Annotated in this window: 15 protein-coding genes and 1 pseudogene; 14 read left to right on the forward strand and 2 right to left on the reverse strand. The window is 70.1% G+C overall.

Annotated elements, in window-relative coordinates; genetic code table 11:
- Window positions 1–164: 164 nt before the first annotated feature.
- Window positions 165–1,260, forward strand: a pseudogene (locus SMIR_RS30725) (transposase); the annotation flags it as partial.
- Window positions 1,261–1,371: 111 nt separating this feature from the next.
- On the opposite strand, the gene SMIR_RS30730 reads toward SMIR_RS30725, so the two are convergent.
- The gene (locus tag SMIR_RS30730) at window positions 1,372–2,328 is read right to left on the reverse strand and encodes an ABC transporter substrate-binding protein (RefSeq protein ID WP_168490283.1); all 957 of its coding nucleotides are present in this window, start codon (window positions 2,326–2,328) and stop codon (window positions 1,372–1,374) included.
- Window positions 2,329–2,775: 447 nt separating this feature from the next.
- On the opposite strand from SMIR_RS30730, the gene SMIR_RS30735 reads away from it, so the two are divergent.
- The 11 genes from SMIR_RS30735 (at window position 2,776) to SMIR_RS30785 (ending at window position 17,837) form a co-directional block, all read left to right on the forward strand.
- A complete protein-coding gene (locus SMIR_RS30735; RefSeq protein ID WP_212727630.1) occupies window positions 2,776–3,633 on the forward strand; it encodes an amino acid ABC transporter permease in 858 nt (285 codons plus the stop codon).
- Window positions 3,630–5,402, forward strand: a complete 1,773-nt coding sequence (locus tag SMIR_RS30740) for an FAD/NAD(P)-binding protein (RefSeq protein WP_212727631.1) — start codon at window positions 3,630–3,632, stop codon at window positions 5,400–5,402. Before SMIR_RS30735 ends, SMIR_RS30740 begins: the two co-directional genes overlap by 4 nt.
- Before the next feature lie 43 nt (window positions 5,403–5,445).
- A complete protein-coding gene (locus SMIR_RS30745) occupies window positions 5,446–6,207 on the forward strand; it encodes an amino acid ABC transporter ATP-binding protein (RefSeq protein ID WP_283959564.1) in 762 nt (253 codons plus the stop codon).
- Between the two features lie 51 nt (window positions 6,208–6,258).
- Complete coding sequence (locus SMIR_RS30750) at window positions 6,259–7,377, forward strand: LLM class flavin-dependent oxidoreductase (protein WP_212727633.1); 1,119 nt, start codon at window positions 6,259–6,261, stop codon at window positions 7,375–7,377.
- Entirely contained in the window at window positions 7,374–8,666 is a 1,293-nt protein-coding gene (locus tag SMIR_RS30755) for an NtaA/DmoA family FMN-dependent monooxygenase (RefSeq protein WP_212727634.1), read from the forward strand. The genes SMIR_RS30750 and SMIR_RS30755 overlap by 4 nt, the downstream gene beginning before the upstream one ends.
- A gap of 4 nt (window positions 8,667–8,670) precedes the next feature.
- Window positions 8,671–9,501 carry a DUF1684 domain-containing protein gene (locus tag SMIR_RS30760; RefSeq protein WP_212727635.1) on the forward strand — a complete coding sequence of 277 codons (831 nt, stop codon included), beginning with the start codon at window positions 8,671–8,673 and terminating at the stop codon, window positions 9,499–9,501.
- A gap of 303 nt (window positions 9,502–9,804) precedes the next feature.
- Complete coding sequence (locus SMIR_RS30765) at window positions 9,805–10,704, forward strand: S1 family peptidase (RefSeq protein WP_212728432.1); 900 nt, start codon at window positions 9,805–9,807, stop codon at window positions 10,702–10,704.
- A 188-nt stretch (window positions 10,705–10,892) separates the two neighbouring features.
- A complete protein-coding gene (locus SMIR_RS30770; protein ID WP_101406003.1) occupies window positions 10,893–11,783 on the forward strand; it encodes a slipin family protein in 891 nt (296 codons plus the stop codon).
- A gap of 245 nt (window positions 11,784–12,028) precedes the next feature.
- The gene (locus tag SMIR_RS30775) at window positions 12,029–13,111 is read left to right on the forward strand and encodes a S1 family peptidase (protein WP_212727636.1); all 1,083 of its coding nucleotides are present in this window, start codon (window positions 12,029–12,031) and stop codon (window positions 13,109–13,111) included.
- 191 nt (window positions 13,112–13,302) lie between these two features.
- On the forward strand, window positions 13,303–16,866 hold the full coding sequence (locus SMIR_RS30780; RefSeq protein WP_212727637.1) for a DNA polymerase III subunit alpha: 3,564 nt from the start codon (window positions 13,303–13,305) through the stop codon (window positions 16,864–16,866).
- A complete protein-coding gene (locus tag SMIR_RS30785; RefSeq protein WP_168490275.1) occupies window positions 16,863–17,837 on the forward strand; it encodes a DNA polymerase Y family protein in 975 nt (324 codons plus the stop codon). The genes SMIR_RS30780 and SMIR_RS30785 overlap by 4 nt, the downstream gene beginning before the upstream one ends.
- A 17-nt stretch (window positions 17,838–17,854) precedes the next feature.
- On the opposite strand, the gene SMIR_RS30790 is transcribed toward SMIR_RS30785, so the two are convergent.
- Entirely contained in the window at window positions 17,855–18,229 is a 375-nt protein-coding gene (locus SMIR_RS30790) for a cupin domain-containing protein (protein WP_075027785.1), read from the reverse strand.
- 93 nt (window positions 18,230–18,322) lie between these two features.
- Between SMIR_RS30790 and SMIR_RS30795 the strand changes: the two genes are divergently transcribed.
- Both SMIR_RS30795 and SMIR_RS30800 read left to right on the forward strand, forming a co-directional pair.
- Window positions 18,323–18,766 carry a MarR family winged helix-turn-helix transcriptional regulator gene (locus SMIR_RS30795; protein WP_212727638.1) on the forward strand — a complete coding sequence of 148 codons (444 nt, stop codon included), beginning with the start codon at window positions 18,323–18,325 and terminating at the stop codon, window positions 18,764–18,766.
- A 183-nt stretch (window positions 18,767–18,949) separates the two neighbouring features.
- Window positions 18,950–19,807, forward strand: a complete 858-nt coding sequence (locus SMIR_RS30800) for an esterase/lipase family protein (protein ID WP_212727639.1) — start codon at window positions 18,950–18,952, stop codon at window positions 19,805–19,807.
- Window positions 19,808–19,866 lie beyond the last annotated feature (59 nt).

Below are 19,866 nucleotides of genomic sequence, written 5' to 3' on the forward strand. Positions count from 1 at the left end.
GCGCGGAGCGCCGCAGTATCACTGTGTCTGTTCGGCCGCGGAGCGGCCGGGTGCCTTCTCCGGCGAGCCGGGTGGTGCGAACGCATGGCCGGGTGGATCACTCCATGTGATGACGGACCCGAACGTGTGGTGGTGTCTCGTACGGGTGCCTACGATCGGTGATCGTGAAGCTGGTCGTGCAGGTCAAGCTGGAGCCGACTCCGAAACAGGCGGCGACGCTTGAGGCGACCCTGCGTGCCTGTAACGAGGCCGCAACGTGGGTGAGTGAGGTCGCTTTCGAGTGTGGGGAGTTCAAGAACTTCGCCTTGCGTAAGCACACCTACGATGCTGTCAAATCCCGTTGGAATCTGGGTGCGCAGGCCGCGCAGCATTCGATCAGGAAAGTGTGTGACGCCTACACCACGCTGAGGGCGAACCTGAGGGCCGGGAACCTCGGCAGGCCCGGCTCGCGCCGTTACCGCAGGGCCGCTGAGAAGCCGATCGCCTTCCGCCCCCCCCGGGGCGCGCAGCCCTACGACGACCGCATGTTGTCCTGGCAGACCGCTGAGCGCACGGTGTCCATCTGGACCACCAGCGGCCGGGTCAAGAGCGTGGCGTTCACCGCGTCGGTGGAGCAGCTGGCCACGTTGGCCCTGTACCGCAAGGGCGAGTCGGATCTGCTGGAGCGGGACGGCATGTGGTTCCTCAACGCCACCTGCGAGGTCCCTGAGGCGGCGCTCAACATCGGTCCGGTGGACTTCCTCGGTATCGACCTCGGGATCGTGAACATCGCCACCACCAGTGACGGCGAGATCATGGCCGGACGCGAGCTCAACCGCACCCGCCTGCGCGAGCGCGGCCTGCGCACCAAGCTGCAGAAAAAGAACACACCGTCCGCCAAGCGGCGCCTGAAGAAACGGCGGCGCAAGGAGGCGCGGCGGGCGCGGGACATCAACCACAAGATCGCGAAGCATGTGGTGGCCGAGGCTGGGGGTACCTCCCACGCCCTTGAGGCAGTGGGGGAGCACCGGTCGCGGAATCGCCCTGGAAGACCTGACAGGGATCCGCGAGCGGGTACGGCTTCGCAAGCTCCAACGGGCCACCCACTCCGCCTGGTCGTTCGCCCAGTTGGGGAGCTTCATCGGATACAAGGCCCGCCGGGCGGGGGTGGCGGTGGTGTACGTCGATCCGGCGTACACCTCCCGCACCTGCGCCGAGTGCGGGCACATCGACAGGGCGAACCGGGTCTCCCAGGCCTGGTTCGCGTGCCGGAACTGCGGGGTTCGAAGCGGAGGAGGCTCGGGAGGCGTTGGGGCTGAGCGCGGATGTGCCCGTGCTGGAGTGCGATGCGCGGGAACGGGGGTCGGCCTGGGAAACCGACCCCCTACAACCCTAGTTCTTCAGTTCCGGCGGCGAGACCTGCGACTTCTCTATCGCCGAACCCGTCGTCCCCCACTTCTTGAGGATCCTGTCGTACGTGCCGTCCGCGATCAGCTTGTTCACCGCCGCCTGGAAGGCGGGGGCGAGCTTGGTGTCCTTCTTGAAGGCGAAGCCGACGTCGAGGCGGTGGAACTCGTTGAGGAACTTGACGCCCTGCTGTTGGGTGACGGCGTAGCGCAGGCCGTTGATGGTGCTCATCACGATGTTGCTGCGGCCCTGTTGGAGTGAGGACCAGATCGCGCCCTGCTCGCTGTAGGTCTGCACCTTGTACGCCTTCTTGCCGGCGTCGGTGCAGACCTTCTTGTTCTCCTCCAGCGTCGCCTCGAAGGTGGTGCCCGCGCCGGTCGCGACGTTCAGGCCGCACAGCTGCTCGAGGTCGGTGATCTTGGCGAGTTTGCTGTCCTTGCGGGTGGCGAACCCCTGGCCGTCGTTGATGTAGGTGACGAAGTCGATCGTCTTGCGCCGTTCGTCGGTCACGCCGAAGTTGCTGGCGCCGAAGTCGTACTTGCCGCTGTCCAGGGCCGGCAGGATCGCCTCGAAACTGGCCTGTTCCGTCTTGAGCTCGATGCCGAGCACCTTGGCCACGGCGTCCGCGAAGTCGACGTCCTGGCCCGTCAGCGTCTTGCCGTCGTCCAGGTACGTCGTGCCGGGTGGCGTACCGCCGACGGCGACCGCCACGGTGAGGCTGGTGACGCCGGACGGGAGCAGTTTGGCCGCGGCCTCGTCCTTCGTGATGTCCGAGACGACGTCCGTGGTGGGGATCTTGTCGGCCTTGGCCGCCGCCGCATTCGCCGCGCTGCCGGTCGTGTCGTCCGAGCCGGAGCCGCATGCAGTGAGGAGCAGGGCCGTCGAGGTGATGATGACAAAGGGAGCAAAATGCCGATAACGGGTACGCGTGGACGTACGCATGGTGTGCGGTCTCCTGAGAGCAAGAGTGAGCAGAACCCGAGGGGAGGGGTGTGTGTGAAGGCGAAGGGGAGGGAGAACGCGAAAGGCGCCCGATTGATCAAAGGATCAAGCGATCGGATTGACCAAGCGATCGGATCGATCAAGGGATCAAGCGATCAGGGCGCGCAGTGGGTCAGCTCAACAGGAAGAGGACCACACTCGACCGAAGTCGATGTGGGAGCGCTTGACCAGCCACTGCTGTGGATGCATGGGCCAAGTGGAACAGGCATCCGGTTGTGCGTCAACTGACTTGAGACGTACGGCTCACAGTATGGACAGCCTTGACAGCGGGGGGAAACGGGCCCGTACTCTCGGTGGACGGCCCTGCTGAGGGGCTCGGCCGTACGGCGCCGTGAGGCGCTCCGTGTGAAGGCACCCGTGTTCGACCGACGTCACGGAGTCTTCCGCATGTCTTCCGACACCCTCGCCAAAACATCCGCCGCACCGGACATACCGGAGCAGGCCGACTCCCTGCGGATCGTCCCGCAGCGCCGTCTCGGTCAGTGGACGGCCGCCGTCGCCGTGCTGGTGCTGCTCGGGCTCGCCGTCACCTCCGTCGTCCGCAACAAGGCGTTCCAGTGGGGAGTGGTCGGCGACTACTTCACCTCGGACTCCGTACTGCGCGGCCTGTGGCTCACCCTGTGGCTGACGGCCGTGGTGATGGTGCTCGGCTTCGTCCTTGGGGCGCTGCTCGCGGCGGCCCGGTTGTCCGCCAACCCCGTGCTGCGCGGCGTGAGTTGGGGTTACGTGTGGCTGTTCCGGTCGATCCCGATCCTGGTGCAGCTGCTGCTGTGGTTCAACATCGGGGCGCTGTATCCGCAGCTTCTCGGCGTGAAGACGGTCAATCTGTTCACCCCGATCGCGGTCGCGATCATCGGGCTCACCCTGCACGAGGCCGCCTATGCCGCCGAGGTCGTCCGCGGCGGCATCCTCTCCGTCGACCGCGGGCAGATCGAGGCCGCGCAGGCGCTCGGGCTGAGCCGGTGGCGCCGCTGGTGGCGGATCGTGCTGCCGCAGGCGATGCGCTCCATCGTGCCGCCCGCCGGGAACATGCTGATCGGCACCCTCAAGGGCACCTCGATCGTCAGCGTCATCGCCGTCCAGGACCTGCTCTTCTCCGTGCAGCTCGTCTACCACCGCACCTACCAGGTCATCCCGCTGCTGATGGTCGCCACCATCTGGTACACCGTCGTCACCTCGGTGCTCAGCCTCGGCCAGTACTACGTCGAGAAGCACTACGCGCGCGGTTCGGAGCGCTCGCGATGAGCACGTCGAAGCCGACTCTCGTGATCGTCGGGGCCGGGCCGCGGGGGACCGGTCTCATCGAGCGCATCGCCGCCAACGCGCCCGAGCTGTACGCCGGTTCGGGCGCCGAAGGTCTCGACATCCATCTTGTCGATCCCCATCCGCCGGGTGCCGGACGCATCTGGCGCGAGGCGCAGTCGCCGCTGCTGTGGATGAACTCGCACGCCGAGGACGTCACCATGTTCACCGACGAGACGGTGGCCATGGCCGGGCCTGTGCGCCCCGGTCCCACACTGCACGAATGGGCGGCCGTCGACGGCCGCACCTTCGCCGACCGACAGCTGCAAGGGGCCTACCTGAGCTGGGTGCACGAGCAAGCCGTGGCTGCCCTGCCGCCGGACGTCACCGTCCACCATCACCCGTGCAGGGCCCTGCGCGTCAGCGGCCCGCGCGAGGGGCGCCAGCAGGTGTGGCTGGAGGGCCGTCCGCGTCCCCTCCTCGCCGACCTCGTCGTTCTCGCGCTCGGCCATCTGGACGCCGAACTCGACCAGGAGCAGCGCGAATTGGCGGCGTACGCCCGTGCCCACGACCTGGTCCACCTGCCGCCCGACTTCACCGCCGACAGCGACCTGTCCTCGCTCGCGCCCGGCGAACCCGTCCTCGTGCGCGGCTTCGGACTCGCCTTCGTCGACCTGATGGTGCTGCTCACGGAGGGGCGGGGCGGGCGGTACGACGGTGACACGTACGTGCCCTCGGGGCAGGAGCCGGTGCTGTACGTCGGGTCGCGGCGCGGAGTGCCGTACCACTCGAAGATCGGTTACGACTGGACCGGTGAACGGCCGCCGCTTCCCCGCTTCTTCGGGCCCGCCGAGGTCGACGCGGTGCTCGCACGACCGGACGGTTTCGACTTCCGGCGCGATGTGTGGCCGTTGATCGAGAAGGAGTTGGGGTTCGCGCACTACCACCGGCTGTTCGGCGTGCATCCCGAGCGGACGAGTATCGCCTGGACCGACTTCGAGGAGAAGTACGCGGCGGGGGAGGCGGCGGAGCGCGAGGCTCTCGTGGCGTCCGCCGTGCCCGACCCCGCCGACCGGCTCGACCTCGCGGCGCTCGACCGTCCACTGGACGGGGTGCGGTACGCGTCGGAGGAGGAGTTCCAGGAGGGACTCCGGGCGTACATAGAGGGTGATCTGAGGCGACGTCATGATCCCGGGAACAGCCCTGACTTGGCCGTCTTCCTCGGACTGCTCTCCGTCTACGGGCAGTTGATCCGGCTCGGTGACGTCGGGCCCTGGTGGCACGGCTTCTTCAGCTACCTCGCCTCGGGGCCGCCCGGACCCCGGCTGCGGCAGATGCTCGCACTCTCCCGGGCCGGCGTCGTGCGGTTCGTGGGCGCGGACATGGCCGTGGTCGCCGAGGGCGGGGTGTTCCGGGCGTCGAGCGCGACCGTGCCGGGCGCGACGGTCGAGGCACGGGCGCTCGTCGAGGCGCGGCTGCCCGAGCCCACCGTCGGACGCGCCCTCGACCCGCTGTTGCGTGAACTGCACGACGACGGGGCCGTCGAGACCCCGGAGGGGCTGCTGCGGGTGGACCGCACCGACGGGCGGATCCTCGACAGGGCCGGGCAGCCACACCCCCGGCGGTTCGCGCTGGGGCCCTACACCGACGTACGTACCCCCGGCGCCTTCACCCGGCCGCGCACCGGCGGGCCCGCGTTCCGGCAGAACGACGCCACCGCGCGAGCCGCGCTGGCGTTCCTGCGCGACCTTGCGTGTCGGGCCGCCGCGTAACTCCCGACCGTCAACTCCACTGCCAGCACAAGGGATTCACACGATGACCTTCATGGTCGACATCAGGTCCGTCCACAAGAGCTTCGGACCACTGGAAGTGCTCAAGGGCATCGACTTCGCGGTGCGCACCGGCGAGGTCACCGTGGTCCTCGGCCCGTCCGGCTCCGGCAAGTCCACGCTGCTGCGCACCATCAACCACCTGGAGAAGGTGGACCGGGGCCGGATCAGCGTCGACGGCTCGCTGGTCGGCTACCGGCGCTCCGGCGACAAGCTGTACGAGCTGCGTGAGCGCGAGATCCTGAGGCAGCGCACCCGGATCGGGTTCGTCTTCCAGAACTTCAACCTCTTCCCGCACCTCACCGTGCTGGACAACATCGTCGAGGCCCCGGTCTCCGCGCTGAAGCGCCCGCGCAAGGACGCCGTCGAGGCGGCGCGGGCACTGCTCGACCGGGTGGGGCTCGCCGACAAGGCCGACGCCTACCCGAAGCGGCTCTCCGGCGGCCAGCAGCAACGCGTCGCCATCGCCCGCGCGCTCGCCCTGGAGCCGAAGCTGCTGCTCTTCGACGAGCCGACCTCGGCGCTCGACCCCGAGCTGGTCGGCGAAGTCCTCGACGTCATCAAGGATCTGGCCCACCAGGGCACCACGATGATCGTCGTCACGCACGAGATCGGGTTCGCCCGGGAGGTCGCCGACACCGTCGTCTTCATGGACGACGGGCGGATCGTCGAGCAGGGCGCCCCCGGTGACGTACTCGACCGGCCGCGGCACGAACGGACGCGGTCGTTCCTGTCCAAGGTTCTTTGATCCCTCTCCAGGGGTCTTTGATCGGTTTACCGGAGAGAGGTTTCACTCGATATGACCGCACCGCACGGCCGGGGGCTGCTGCACCTGGCCGCCGCCCTCGATCAACAGGCGGCCTTCGACGCCGCCTCGTACGTCGGGACGGCGCAGCTCGCGGAGCGTGGCGGGCTCGACTTCGTGACGCTCGGCGACACCTTCGCGCGCCCCGGGCCCGACGCGCTCGCCGTGCTCTCCCGTGTCGCGCCCGCCACCCGCCGGATCGGTCTGGTGCCGACCGTGACCACCACCCACACCGAGCCCTTCCACGTCCAGGCGGCCGTGGCGACCCTCGACTGGGTCAGCCGCGGCCGGGCCGGCTGGCAGCTCGACGTGTCGACGACCGAGGGCGAGGCCCGCCTCTTCGGCCGCCGGCACGCCGCACCCACCGACGCGCTGTGGCGGGAGGCCGGCGAGATCGCCGAGGCGGCCGCCCGGCTCTGGGACAGCTGGGAGGACGACGCCGAGATACGCGACGAGGCCACCGGCCGATTCATCGACCGGGACAAGCTGCACCACGTCGACTTCCAGGGCGCCACCTTCTTCGTGAAGGGCCCCTCGGTCGTGCCGCGGCCCCCGCAGGGCCACCCCGTGCGGGTCGTCGACGCCACCGAGGGGGCCGCCCGGCGGGTCGCCGCCCGGTACGCCGACGTGGCGCTCGTCCGGGTCGTGGGACCCGCGCAGGCCCGGGCCGTGCGGACCGAACTCCGGGAGGCGGCAGCGGAGTTCGGCCGCAACCCCGACACCCTGCGGGTCCTCGGTTCGCTCGTCGTCGACCTCGGCGACGGGGAGTGCGCGGCCGAGCCGGGATGGGGGTCCCCCCTGTTCGAGCGAAGCCGAGAACTTGGGGGAGGTGGTGGCGGTCCCCGGCAGACCGCGCAGGGGCCGCTGTACCGGGGCGGCCCGGTGGACCTGGCCGAGCTGATCGCCGCCTGGCACGCGTCCGAGGCCGTCGACGGCTTCCACCTCACCCCGGTCGAGCCGCGCCGTGACCTGGAACGGCTCGTGAACGCAACGGTGGCGCTGCTCCAGCACCGCGGTCTGTTCCGCACCTTCTATCCGGGCAGCACGCTCAGGGAGCACCTGGGGCTGGCCCGGCCCGCCAACCAGTACGCCGTGACAGGGGGAGCGTCATGACCGTACGCAAGCGCATGCATCTGGCGGCGCACTTCCCGGGCGTCAACAGCACCACCGTCTGGACCGACCCGCGCTCGAAGTCCCAGATCGACTTCGCCTCCTTCGAGCACCTCGCGCGCACCGCCGAACGCGGCCTGTTCGACTTCTTCTTCCTCGCCGAGGGGCTGCGGCTGCGTGAACACAAGGGACGTATCCACGACCTGGACGTCGTGGGGCGACCGGAGTCGATCACCGTCCTCAACGCGCTCGCCGCCGTCACCGAGCGGCTCGGGCTCGCCGCCACGGTCAACGCGACCTTCAACGAGCCGTACGAACTCGCCCGCAGACTGGCCACGCTGGACCACCTCAGCGGGGGCCGGGCCGCTTGGAACGTGGTCACCTCCTCCGACGCCTTCACCGGGGAGAACTTCCGCCGCGGCGGCTTTCTCGACCGCGCCGACCGGTATGCGCGCGCCGCCGAATTCGTCGCCACGGCACGAGAGCTGTGGGACTCCTGGACGCCGGAAGGCGTGGCGCGCCCCTTCGCGCACCAGGGGCGGCACTTCGACATCGCGGGGGAGTTCGGGCTGCCGCGCTCACCGCAGGGGCGGCCCGTCGTCATCCAGGCCGGGGACTCGGACGAGGGCCGGGAGTTCGCCGCGTCCACGGCGGACGTGGTCTTCACCCGGCACGGGACTCTGGAAGCCGGCCGGGAGTTCTACGCCGATGTGAAGGGGCGGCTCGCGACGTACGGGCGGTCGCCCGAGGACCTGAAGATCATGCCCGGTGTCACCGTCGTGCTCGGTGACACCGCGGCCGACGCGCGGGAGCGGGCCGCCGAGATCCGCCGCCGGCAGGTCTCCCCGCAGAACGCGCTCCTCGCCCTGGAACAGATCTGGGGCGTCGACCTCTCCTCGTACGACCCCGATGGGCCCCTGCCCGACATCGACCCGGAGCCGGCCCTCGCGCAGGGGCGGGTGCGCGTCGCCGACCCCCTCGCGGTGGCGGAGAAGTGGCGGGCCCTGTCGCGGGCGAAGGGGCTGTCCATCCGGCAGACCGTGATCGAGGCGTCCGGGCGGCAGTCCTTCATCGGCACTCCGGAGGCGGTCGCCGCCGAACTCGACGAGTTCGTGACGGCCGACGCCGCCGACGGCTTCATCCTCGTCCCCCATCTGACCCCGGACGGACTGGACGAGTTCGTGGACCGGGTGGTCCCGCTGCTCCAGGAGCGGGACGCCTTCCGCACGGAATACACGGGTATGACGCTGCGCTCACATCTCGGGTTGCCGGAACCCGTATGGAAGGGTTGATCACATGACGAAAGACGCATCCGCAGACGCATCTGACGGGACATCCGCAGACGTGTTCGACGGCGCAACCGAGGGCTGGGAGCGGTGGCACGAGCGCCGCGTCGAGACGGTGTCCGCCCCCTACGGCCCGTTGGCGCTCACCGGCACGCACTGGCTGGAGGACTATCCGGACGGGCGACTTCCGGACATCCCCGGGCTGTGGACCGACCAGGAGGACGGGGTCCTGCTGACGGCCGCCCCCGAGGACGGTCTGAGCCTGGACGGAAATCCCTTCACCGGCGAGGTCCGGCTCGACGCCGACCTCGGGTCGGCGGCCGAGGCCCGGGTCGGGCTCGGCGAGCGCCGTTTCGTCGTCCTGGTGCGCGAAGGGATCTGGGGCGTACGCGACTTCGACCCCGCCTCCGAAGGGCGCGCGGCCTTCAAGGGCGTCGAGGCGACGCCGTACGACCCGCGCTGGTCGGTGCCGGGGCACTTCACGCCGTACGGCGAGAGCCGCACCGTACACGTGGAGAACGCGGACGGAGTCGCCCGCGGTCTGGGGCTCGGCGGCATCCTCGCCTTCACCCTGGACGGCGAGGACCTCACGCTCCAGGTGTCGGTGGAGAGCGACGGCTCGCTGTGGGCCGTGTTCGCCGACACCACCAGCGGGGACAGCAGCTACCGCTTCCGGTTCCTGCGCCCCGCGGCGCCCGACGCCGAGGGGCGTACGACGGTGGACTTCAACCGGGCCGTGCTCCCGCCGTGCGCGTTCGCCGACCACTTCATCTGCCCCTTCCCGCCGCCCGGGAACACCCTGGGCGTGGCCGTCCCGGCGGGGGAGCGCACGCTGCTCTGACGGTTCACTCCTCCGCGCCCTCCGCTCACTCCTCCAAGCCCTTCAGGCGCTTCGAGTGCCCCGACGATCCACACGCAATCCGCGCACCCGAGTCTGGGAAGATCAACTCCCGCTGGTGGTACGTAAGTTGAACGCTGCACGGCCGAAAGGTGCCCTTGCGCCGGTCGGCCGTGCGGCCGAATACTCCCCCACAGCGCTTGTCAGGAGCACGGCTTGTCCGGAATCCGGTCGGGCGGCTCCCGGCTGCGCCTCACGGGCCCCGACCCCACGCGGGCCCCCTACTTCCCTCGGGAGGAACGACAAGTGAGGATCAAGCGCACCACCCCCCGCAGCGGTATAGCGAGACGGACCCGGCTGATCGCCGTGACCACCGGACTCCTGGCCGCCGCAGCGTTCTCCGTCCCCACCGCGAACGCATCCGACGTCCATACGTTCAGCGCCACCCAGCTGAGCTCGGTGAACAAGTCGGTACTCAAGTCCGACATCGCGGGAACCGCCTGGGCGGTCGACACCAAGACGAACCGCGTCGTCGTCACCGTCGACAGCACGGTCTCCAAGGCCGAGATCGCAAAGATCAAGAAGGACGCGGGCGGCAACTCCGCGGCCATCACGATCAAGCACACCCCGGGCAAGTTCAAGAAGCTGATCACCGGCGGCGACGCCATCTACGGCGGTTCCTACCGCTGCTCGCTCGGCTTCAACGTGCACAGCGGGAGCACCTACTACTTCCTGACCGCCGGCCACTGCGGTGAGGTCGCCTCCACCTGGTACTCCAACTCCGGTCACACCACCACGCTGGGCACGAACGTCAGCTACAGCTTCCCGACCAATGACTTCGCGCTGGTGCGCTACACCAACACCTCGATCGCCCACCCGAGCGCGGTCGGCAGCCAGACCATCAGCAGCGCCGCCACGCCCAGCGTGGGCACGACCGTCTACCGTCGCGGCTCGACCACCGGCACGCACAGCGGCCGGGTCACCGCGTTGAACGCCACGGTCAACTACGGCAGCGGCGACGTGGTCTACCAGATGATCCAGACCACGGTCTGCGCCGAGGGCGGCGACAGCGGCGGTCCGCTCTACGCGGGTTCCGTCGCCTACGGTCTGACCTCGGGCGGCAGTGGTGACTGCACCTCCGGCGGTACGACCTTCTTCCAGCCGGTCACCGAGGCACTGAGCTACTACGGCGTGAGCGTCGGCTGACCGACGGTCCCCCCCGTAACACCCGCACGACCGGATCTGCAGCCAGCAGCAGGCGAGCCCCCGTACGCAACTGTCGTGCGGGGGCTCGCCCTTGCTCGGGTGACGGAGTTACCGTCGAAGTACACGCCGGGTACGCGCCTGATGCGGTACTTGCCCGATGCGCCCACTTCGGACCCTGGGGGGCCGTGATGGTCGAGGAACTGGTGGCGGCGGGAGTCTCCGTCGTATCCGTGGGGATCGTCTATGCGATGGCCGGGGCCCGTGTCGTCAAACAGTACGAACGCGGTGTGGTGTTGCGACTCGGCCGGCTGCGCTCGGACGTGCGTGGGCCCGGGTTCACCATGGTGGTGCCCTTCGTCGACAAACTGCGCAAGGTCAACATGCAGATCGTGACGATGCCGGTGCCCGCGCAGGAGGGCATCACGCGGGACAACGTCACGGTGCGGGTCGACGCGGTCGTCTACTTCAAGGTGGTCGACGCGGCCGACGCGGTCATCCAGGTCGAGGACTACCAGTTCGCGGTCTCGCAGATGGCGCAGACCTCGCTGCGCTCGATCATCGGCAAGAGCGACCTGGACGATCTGCTCTCCAACCGGGAGAAGCTCAACCAGGGCCTGGAGTTGATGATCGACAGTCCGGCGATGGGCTGGGGTGTGCAGATCGACCGGGTCGAGATCAAGGACGTGTCACTGCCGGAGACGATGAAACGCTCGATGGCCCGGCAGGCCGAGGCCGACCGTGAACGGCGCGCGCGGGTCATCAACGCGGACGCGGAGCTCCAGGCGTCGAAGAAGCTGGCGGAGGCCGCCGGGGTGATGTCCGAACAGCCCGCCGCGCTCCAACTGCGGCTGCTGCAGACCGTGGTGGCGGTCGCCGCCGAGAAGAACTCCACCCTCGTCCTCCCCTTCCCGGTGGAACTGCTGCGGTTCCTGGAACGGGCGCAGCAGCCGGCCGCGCCGGCGCCCGAGCAGCCGGTGCGGGCATCGGAAGGCGTTGAGCAATCGGTGCAGGAGCAACCGTCCTCCCTCGCGCCCCCGTTGGGATCGGACCCTGAAGGGTCGAAAACCAGACAGGGCTAGACCTCACGGGCTGCGCATACGTCACTCGCGCTCGGTGTTTGCACTGCGAACGCACAGGGTGCGATCACACAGGGTCAAGGTGCCGGGGGCGTACGCCCGTTGCTGTACGCGCGTCCTGAAGTCGACCTTGTGAGCCACCTGTGGGTCTCGGAATAGTGGGCGCCCGTACGCCTTTCGATTCCGTACGCCTTCCGGCCCCGGAGGTCCCCACGACCTCCCGGGCCGCCCCCACAGGAGGACGCGAAGTGAAGCACCGACGTATATCCGGGCGGCGCGCAGCCGTGGCAGGCGCGAGTGTCGCCGCCCTGGTCGCCGCGGGAGTCACCTTCCAGACTGCGAACGCGAGCGAGACGCAGAAGAGTGCGGCGCCCCGGCCGCTCTCGATCACGGCGGCCGGAAAGCTCGCCTCGACGCTCGGCAAGGACCTGGGTCCCGACGCGGCGGGAACGTATTACGACGCGAAGGCCGGGCACCTCGTCGTCAACGTGCTCGACCGGGCCGCGGCGCGCGTCGTCGAGGCGGCCGGCGCCCAGGCCAGAATCGTCGAGAACTCCCTCGCCGAACTGACGAGCGCCCGTACCACCCTCAAGAAGGACGCGACCATCCCCGGCACGTCCTGGGCGACCGACCCGGGGACCAACAAGGTCGTCGTCACCGCCGACCGCACGGTCGGCGGCGCGACCCTCGCCCGGCTGACCAAGGTCGTCGACGGTCTCGGCGCCAAGGCCGAACTCCAGCGCACGAAGGGGGAGTTCAAGACCTTCATCGCGGGCGGCGACGCGATCACCGGCTCCGGCGGGCGCTGCTCGCTCGGCTTCAACGTGGTCAAGGGCGGCCAGCCGTACTTCATCACCGCCGGGCACTGCACCCGGGCGATCTCCACCTGGTCGGACTCCAGCGGCAAGGAGATCGGCACGAACGAGCAGTCCAGCTTCCCCGGCAACGACTTCGGTCTGGTCAAGTACACCTCGACGGTCGCCCACCCGAGCGAGGTCGATCTCTACAACGGCTCCGCGCAGCCCATCACCCAGGCGGGTGCGGCGACCGTCGGGCAGTCGGTGACGCGCAGCGGTTCGACGACCCAGGTGCACAGCGGCACGGTCACCGGCCTGGACGCCACCGTGAACTACGGCAACGGCGACATCGTCGACGGACTCATCCAGACCGACGTCTGTGCCGAGCCCGGTGACAGCGGCGGCTCGCTCTTCTCGGGCTCCACGGCCATCGGCCTCACCTCGGGCGGCAGTGGCGACTGCACCTCGGGCGGCGAGACCTTCTTCCAGCCGGTCACCGAGGCGCTGTCGGCCTTCGGCGCCCAGATCGGCTGACGCGATCCGTCCTGCCTGCTCAGGGCCGGGTGGACCGGTGTTTGCGCAGGTGGGACGGGCTCGAACGGATGTCGCACACTTGTTCGGAAATTGGTCTATGGTGGGGGTGAGGTCATTGGGAACTAATGTTCGAGAGCCTGGTGGGAGGGCCCTCGGACACGAATGGATACGGACGGGTACGGGAGGTGCGTGTGCCGGGGTTCACGCATCTGCACACCGTCTCCGGGTTCTCCCTGCGGTACGGGGCCTCGCACCCGGAGCGGCTGGCCGAGCGTGCCTCGGAGCGGGGCATGGACGCCCTCGCGCTCACCGACCGGGACAGCCTCGCGGGCACGGTCCGGTTCGCCAAGGCCTGCGCGAAGGCGGGTGTCCGTCCACTGTTCGGGGCGGACCTCGCGGTCGAGGCTCCCGCCCGGGAAGCGAGGGCTTCCGCCCGGACGGCGGGGGCCTTCGCGCGGACGGCCGGGGCCTCCGCGCCGACGGGCGGGGCTTTTGCCCGAGCGGCCGGGGAGTCCGTAGGAGGGGAGCGGCGCCGCGCCCCGGTCCGTGGCGGTGCCTTCATCGATGAGTCGACTCCCCGGGTGACCTTCCTCGCCCGGGACGGCGCGGCCGGCTGGGCCGACCTCTGCAGAATCGTTACGGCGGCGCATGCGGGCGGCGGTCCCGGCAGCGGCCCGGGGCAGCAGCCCCTGCTGCTCCGGCCGGACAACCACGCCGAAGGACTGACCGTACTGCTCGGCCCCGCCTCCGACGTCGGCCGCGCACTCGCCGCGGGGCGCCCCGACCGCGCCGCGAAGCTGCTCGCGCCCTGGCGGGAGATCTACGGCGACGCCCTGCGCCTCGAAGCCGTCTGGCACGGCCGCGAGGGTACCGGGCCGGGGTCCCTGCGGCTCGCCGCCCGCACCGTCGGCTTCGCCGCCGAACAGCGGGTGCGCCCGGTGCTCAGCAACGCGGTCCGGTACGCCGACCCGGGCCTCGGTCCGGTCGCCGACGTCCTGGACGCCGCCCGCCGTCTCGTCCCCGTCGACCCCCGGCGCGAGCTGGACTCCGGCGAGGCCTGGCTCAAGGGCGAGGCCGCCATGCTGGGTGCCGCCGAACGGATCGTCGAGGCCGCGGGCTACCGCCGTGACACCGCGTACCGTCTGCTCGAACAGACCCAGGCCACCGCCGCCGAGTGCCTCGTCGACCCCGAGGACGACCTCGGCATCGGTACCGTCCACTTCCCCGAGCCGCATCTCGTCGGGGCGGGCCGACGCACCGCCCAGCGCGTCCTGGCCTCCCGGGCGGCGGCGGGCATGGTGCTGCGCGGATACGGCGGCAAGCGGGCCTACTGGGAGCGGATGCACCGCGAGCTGGACATCATCGCCCACCACGACTTCGCCTCCTACTTCCTGACGGTCGCCCAGGTCGTGGACGACGTAAGGAAGATGGGCATCCGGGTCGCCGCGCGCGGTTCCGGCGCGGGTTCCCTCGTCAACCACCTCCTCGGTATCGCGCACGCCGATCCGGTCGAGCACGGGCTGCTGATGGAGCGCTTCCTGTCCAAGCGCCGCTCGGTGCTGCCCGACATCGACATCGACGTGGAGTCCGCGCGCCGGCTGGAGGTCTACCGCGCGATCATCGACCGGTTCGGCACCGAGCGGGTCGCGACCGTCTCGATGCCCGAGACCTACCGGGTGCGGCACGCCGTCCGCGATGTGGGCGCCGCGCTCTCCATGGACCCGGCAGACATCGACCGGATCGCCAAGTCCTTCCCGCACATCCGCGCCCGCGACGCCCGCACGGCGATGGACGAGCTGCCCGAACTGCGGGAGCTGGCGAGGGGGGTTCAGCGGGAAGGCGAGAAGTACGGACGGCTGTGGGAGCTGGTGGAGTCCCTCGACGCCCTCCCGCGCGGCATCGCCATGCACCCGTGCGGGGTGCTCCTCTCCGACGCCTCCCTGCTCGCCCGTACACCGGTCGTGCCGACCAGTGGCGAGGGCTTGCCCATGTCGCAGTTCGACAAGGAGGACGTCGAGGACCTCGGGCTGCTCAAGCTCGATGTGCTGGGCGTGCGGATGCAGTCCGCGATGGCGCACGCGGTGGCCGAGGTGCAGCGGGCCACGGGGGACCGGCCGGACATCGACGCGGTGGCGCCGGGCGACCCGGCGACCTATCGACTCATCCAGTCCGCCGAGACGCTGGGCTGCTTCCAGATCGAGTCGCCCGGACAGCGCGACCTGGTCGGACGGCTGCAGCCCGCGACCTTCCACGACCTCGTCGTCGACATCTCGCTCTTCCGGCCGGGACCGGTCGCCGCCGACATGGTGCGGCCGTTCATCGAAGCGCGGCACGGGCGGGCGCCGATCCGCTATCCGCACCCGGACCTGGAGGGACCGCTGAAGGAGACGTACGGCGTCGTGGTCTTCCACGAGCAGATCATCGACATCGTCGACATCATGACCGGCTGCGGACGTGACGAGGCGGACCGAGTGCGGCGCGGGCTGTCCGACCCCGAGTCGCAGGGGCGGATCCGGTTCTGGTTCGCACAGAACGCGGCGGCCAAGGGGTACGACGCCGAGACCATCGCGCGGACCTGGGAGATCGTCGAGGCCTTCGGGTCGTACGGCTTCTGCAAGGCGCACGCGGTCGCCTTCGCCGTGCCGACGTACCAGTCGGCGTGGCTGAAGGCCCATCACCCGGCCGCTTTCTACGCTGGGTTGCTCACGCACGACCCCGGGATGTATCCGAAGCGGCTGCTGCTGGCGGACGCGCGGCGCCGGGGGGTGCCGGTCCTGCCGTTGGACGTGAACCGGTCGGCGGTCGCCCACCGTATCGAACTGGTGTCTGAATCTGCTGGCTCTGCCGGCCGCTGGGGCGTCCGCCTTGCCCTCTCCGACGTGCACGGCATCAGCGAGGCCGAGGCGGCGCGGATCGCGGACGGACAGCCGTACGCCTCCCTGCTCGACTTCTGGGAGCGGGCCCGGCCGAGCAGGCCGCTCGCACAGCGGCTCGCGCAGGTCGGCGCGCTGGACGCGTTCGGCGCCAACCGGCGTGACCTGCAACTGCACCTGACCGAACTGCACCGGGGCGCCCGAGGTGCGGGCGGAGGCCAACTCCCGCTGACGGGTGGGCGGAAGACCGCCTCCGCCGGGCTGCCCGACCTCTCCTCGGCCGAGCGGCTCAGCGCCGAACTGGGCGTGTTGTCGATGGACGCCTCGCGCAACCTGATGGACGACCACCGGGAGTTCCTGGAGGAGCTGGGCGTGGTGACGGCACGCCGGCTGCGGGAGGCGCGGCACGGAGAGACGGTCCTGGTCGCGGGCGCCAAGGCGGCCACCCAGACCCCGCCGATCCGCTCCGGTAAACGCGTCATCTTCACCACCCTGGACGACGGCACCGGCCTGGTCGACCTCGCCTTCTTCGACGACTCCCACGACGTCTGCGCCCACACCGTCTTCCACTCCTGGCTGCTGCTGGTGCGCGGAGTGGTGCAGCGCCGGGGCCCGCGCAGTCTCAGTGTGGTGGGCGCGGCGGCCTGGAACCTCGCCGAACTGGTCGAGCTGCGCGCCGAGGGCGGCCTCGACGTGGTGGCGGCGCGGCTGGCGGAGCCCGTACCGGAGCCCCTGCCGGAGGGGGAGGGCGCGAAGGAGAGCCGGAAGATCCGGATGCCCACGGGGTACGAGATGCACCCCTGGGCCGATCTGCGTCCCGCGGGCGAAGGGCCCGCGGGGGGAAAGAAGTTGTGGCACCAGAGTCCGGGGAGTGCGGGATGACCATCCTCTGTGTACGTTTCCAGCTGCCTCCGATGTACGAGGCCGCCCTGCCGGGGCTCCTCGGACTGTTGGAGGAGTTCACCCCCGTCATCGAGGCGCTGCCGCCCGACGGCGCGCTGGTCGATCTGCGGGGCGCCGAAAGGTACTTCGGGCGGACCGCCGTGGAGTTCGCCTCGCTGATCCGGGTACGGGCACTCGCCCGGTACGGGGTCGACTGCGTGATCGGTGCCGGGCCCGGTCCGATGCTCGCGCGGATGGCACTGCGGGAGGCCGTGCCCGGAGTGACCCGGGTGGTGCCCGGGGAGCCGGACGCCGTCGCGGAGTTCCTCGCCGAGCGGCCCGTCGCCGCGCTGCCCGGGGTCGGCGGCGCCACCGCCCGCACCCTGTGCGAGTACGGCCTCGACACCATCGGCAAGGTCGCTGCCGCGCCCCTGTCCACGCTCCAGCGCCTGACCAGTGCCCGGACCGGCCGCGAACTGCATGAGAAGGCGTCCGGCATCGACCGCGGCCGGGTCGTCCCGAACGCCACCTCGCGCTCTCTTGCCACCGAACGCCCCTTCTCCCGGGACGAGTTGGACCCGTCCCTGCACCGCCGCGCGCTGCTCTCCGCCACCGAGGAACTGGGCACCCGGCTGCGCGCCCTGGAGAAGGTCTGCCGCACTCTGACCCTCACCGTCCGCTACGCCGACCGCTCCTCGACCACCCGCAGCCGCACCCTCAAGGAACCGACCGCGCACTCCTCGGCGCTCACCGCCACCGCGTACGCCCTGTACGAGACACTCGGCCTCCAGCGCGCCCGGGTCCGCGCGATCGGCCTGCGCGCCGAGGGACTCACCCCCGCCGGACAGGCCTCCCACCAGCTCACCTTCGACCCCGTGGACGAGAAGGTCCGCCGCATCGAGGAGGTCGCGGACCGCGCGCGAGCGAAGTTCGGCCCGCATGCGGTGATGCCGGGCACGCTGGCGGCGTAACTCTCCTCAGGTGTGTGTCAGTTGGCCCACGGCGGGGTGATGCGGGTGCCGTCGGACAGTTCCGCCGTCAGGCCGATGGGCGTGGTGACCCAGGTGATCACGGTCCGGTCGGTCGGGTTCTCGGCACCGAAGGTCGCCCCGGGGTTGATGATCAGCGTGTCGCCCGCGGTGACCCGCTCGGTGCGTCCGTCGAGCGTGATCACCAGCTCGCCCTCGAGGATGTGGAGGATCTCCTCGCGGCTGACGGTGTGCAGGGGCGCCTTGGTGCCGGCGGGGATCTCGCCCCGCCAGGCGCACAGTTCCTTGCTGCCGGCGCCGGGACGGGCGTACGAGACGAAGCGGGCGCCGTGCATCTCGTGGACGACGGCATCGGACGGGTGGATGACGGGCATGGCTGCCTCCTGGGCAAGTGGTCAAGTAGCTTGACTATATGCCCTCATGGTCAAGCTGCTTGACCAATCCGTCAAGGGTGTTTCAATGCATCCGTGGAGAACTCCGAGGCCATGGCCCTGACCGCCGCCCTGCTCACCGTCGCGGGCGACCTGACGCGACGCATCAACGACGGCGTAGAAGCCCGTGGCTTCGAGGTGCGGCCCGCGTACGGCTTCGCGTTCACCCGGCTCGCCCCGGACGGTGCGACGGTCACCGACCTCGCGACCCACCTGGGGGTGACCAAACAGGCCGCCAGCCAGCTCGTCGACGAGCTCGTGCGCAAGGGATACGCCGAGCGGCGCCCGTATCCCGGCGACGCGCGCGCCCGGCTCGTCGTGCTGACCGAACGCGGCTGGGCCTGCACCCGTGCGGCGGAGGAGGCGGCCGCCGATGCCGTGCGGGCGTGGATCGAGGTGCTCGGTGAGGGTGAAGTGGGCGTGTTGCGTGACCGCTTGGCGCGAATCGCGCCCTATGGTCCCATCAGGCCCGCCTGGTGATGGTTCTTCAGGTGTTGACCGGTGGCTGGGACTGCCGCTGTTTGTCGCCGGAAGTTTTTTACTGACGCGTAACTTCACACTTGGGCTACTCGCCCGTAACTTGACGAGTGAACAGCATCCTCGTGATCCGGATCACAGGGCGTACGTCGTCGCAACTCCCTTGAGCCGCAAGGAGATCACCCGATGCTGCCCTGGAAGCGCCTGCTCAGACCCCTCACCGCACTGCTGCTGACCGCCGTGGTCGCCGTGGTCCCCGCCGCCACCGCCCACGCCGCCGCGCCGAGCAGCGGCTGGAACGACTACTCCTGCAAGCCCTCCGCCGGCCATCCCCGCCCCGTCGTCCTCGTCCACGGCACCTTCGCCAACTCGACCGACAACTGGCTGGCCTTCGCCCCCTACCTGGTGGACCGCGGGTACTGCGTCTTCTCCCTCGACTACGGGCAACTGCCCGGCGTCCCCCTCTTCAACGCCCTCGGCCCCATCGACAAGTCGGCCGAACAGCTTCAGGTATTCGTCGACAAGGTGCTCGCCGCGACCGGCGCCCCCAAGGCCGACCTCGTCGGCCACTCGCAGGGCGGCCTGATGCCCCGCTACTACCTCAAGTTCCTCGGCGGAGCCGCCAAGGTGAACGCCTTCGTCGGCATCGCGCCCGACAACCACGGCACCACCCTGGACGGCCTGACCAACCTGCTGCCGTACTTCCCGGGCGCCGAGGACCTGCTGTCCGCGGCCACACCCGCGCTCGCCGACCAGATCGTCGGCTCCGCCTTCCTGACCAAACTCAACGCCGGCGGCGACACCGTCCCGGGCGTGCACTACACGGTGATCGCCACCAAGTACGACGAGGTGGTCACGCCGTACCGCTCACAGTTCCTCACCGGATCCGACGTCCACAACGTTCTGCTGCAGGACCTGTGCCCGGTCGATCTCTCCGAGCACGCCGCGATCGGCCTCCTCGACCGGATCGCCTTCCACGAGGCGGCCAACGCCCTCGACCCGGCACACGCCACCCCCACGAACTGCGCCTCCGTGTTCAGCTGACCGCCCCGGCCGGGGCCTGTCCGACCTGAGCCGCCGGACAGGCCCCGGAGTACACCGGG

Origin of the sequence: Streptomyces mirabilis (assembly GCF_018310535.1) — a bacterium.
Classification (GTDB): Bacteria; Actinomycetota; Actinomycetes; order Streptomycetales; family Streptomycetaceae; genus Streptomyces.

Excerpts from the sequence above, each read along its gene's own strand:
- SMIR_RS30740 (WP_212727631.1), top strand. The coding sequence starts at position 3,630 with ATGAGCACGTCGAAGCCGACTCTCGTGATCGTCGGGGCCGGGCCGCGG.
- SMIR_RS30755 (WP_212727634.1), top strand. The coding sequence starts at position 7,374 with ATGACCGTACGCAAGCGCATGCATCTGGCGGCGCACTTCCCGGGCGTC.
- SMIR_RS30735 (WP_212727630.1), top strand. The coding sequence starts at position 2,776 with ATGTCTTCCGACACCCTCGCCAAAACATCCGCCGCACCGGACATACCG.
- SMIR_RS30745 (WP_283959564.1), top strand. The coding sequence starts at position 5,446 with ATGACCTTCATGGTCGACATCAGGTCCGTCCACAAGAGCTTCGGACCA.
- SMIR_RS30730 (WP_168490283.1), bottom strand. The coding sequence starts at position 2,328 with ATGCGTACGTCCACGCGTACCCGTTATCGGCATTTTGCTCCCTTTGTC.
- SMIR_RS30785 (WP_168490275.1), top strand. The coding sequence starts at position 16,863 with ATGACCATCCTCTGTGTACGTTTCCAGCTGCCTCCGATGTACGAGGCC.
- SMIR_RS30800 (WP_212727639.1), top strand. The coding sequence starts at position 18,950 with ATGCTGCCCTGGAAGCGCCTGCTCAGACCCCTCACCGCACTGCTGCTG.
- SMIR_RS30790 (WP_075027785.1), bottom strand. The coding sequence starts at position 18,229 with ATGCCCGTCATCCACCCGTCCGATGCCGTCGTCCACGAGATGCACGGC.
- SMIR_RS30770 (WP_101406003.1), top strand. The coding sequence starts at position 10,893 with ATGGTCGAGGAACTGGTGGCGGCGGGAGTCTCCGTCGTATCCGTGGGG.
- SMIR_RS30760 (WP_212727635.1), top strand. The coding sequence starts at position 8,671 with ATGACGAAAGACGCATCCGCAGACGCATCTGACGGGACATCCGCAGAC.
- SMIR_RS30750 (WP_212727633.1), top strand. The coding sequence starts at position 6,259 with ATGACCGCACCGCACGGCCGGGGGCTGCTGCACCTGGCCGCCGCCCTC.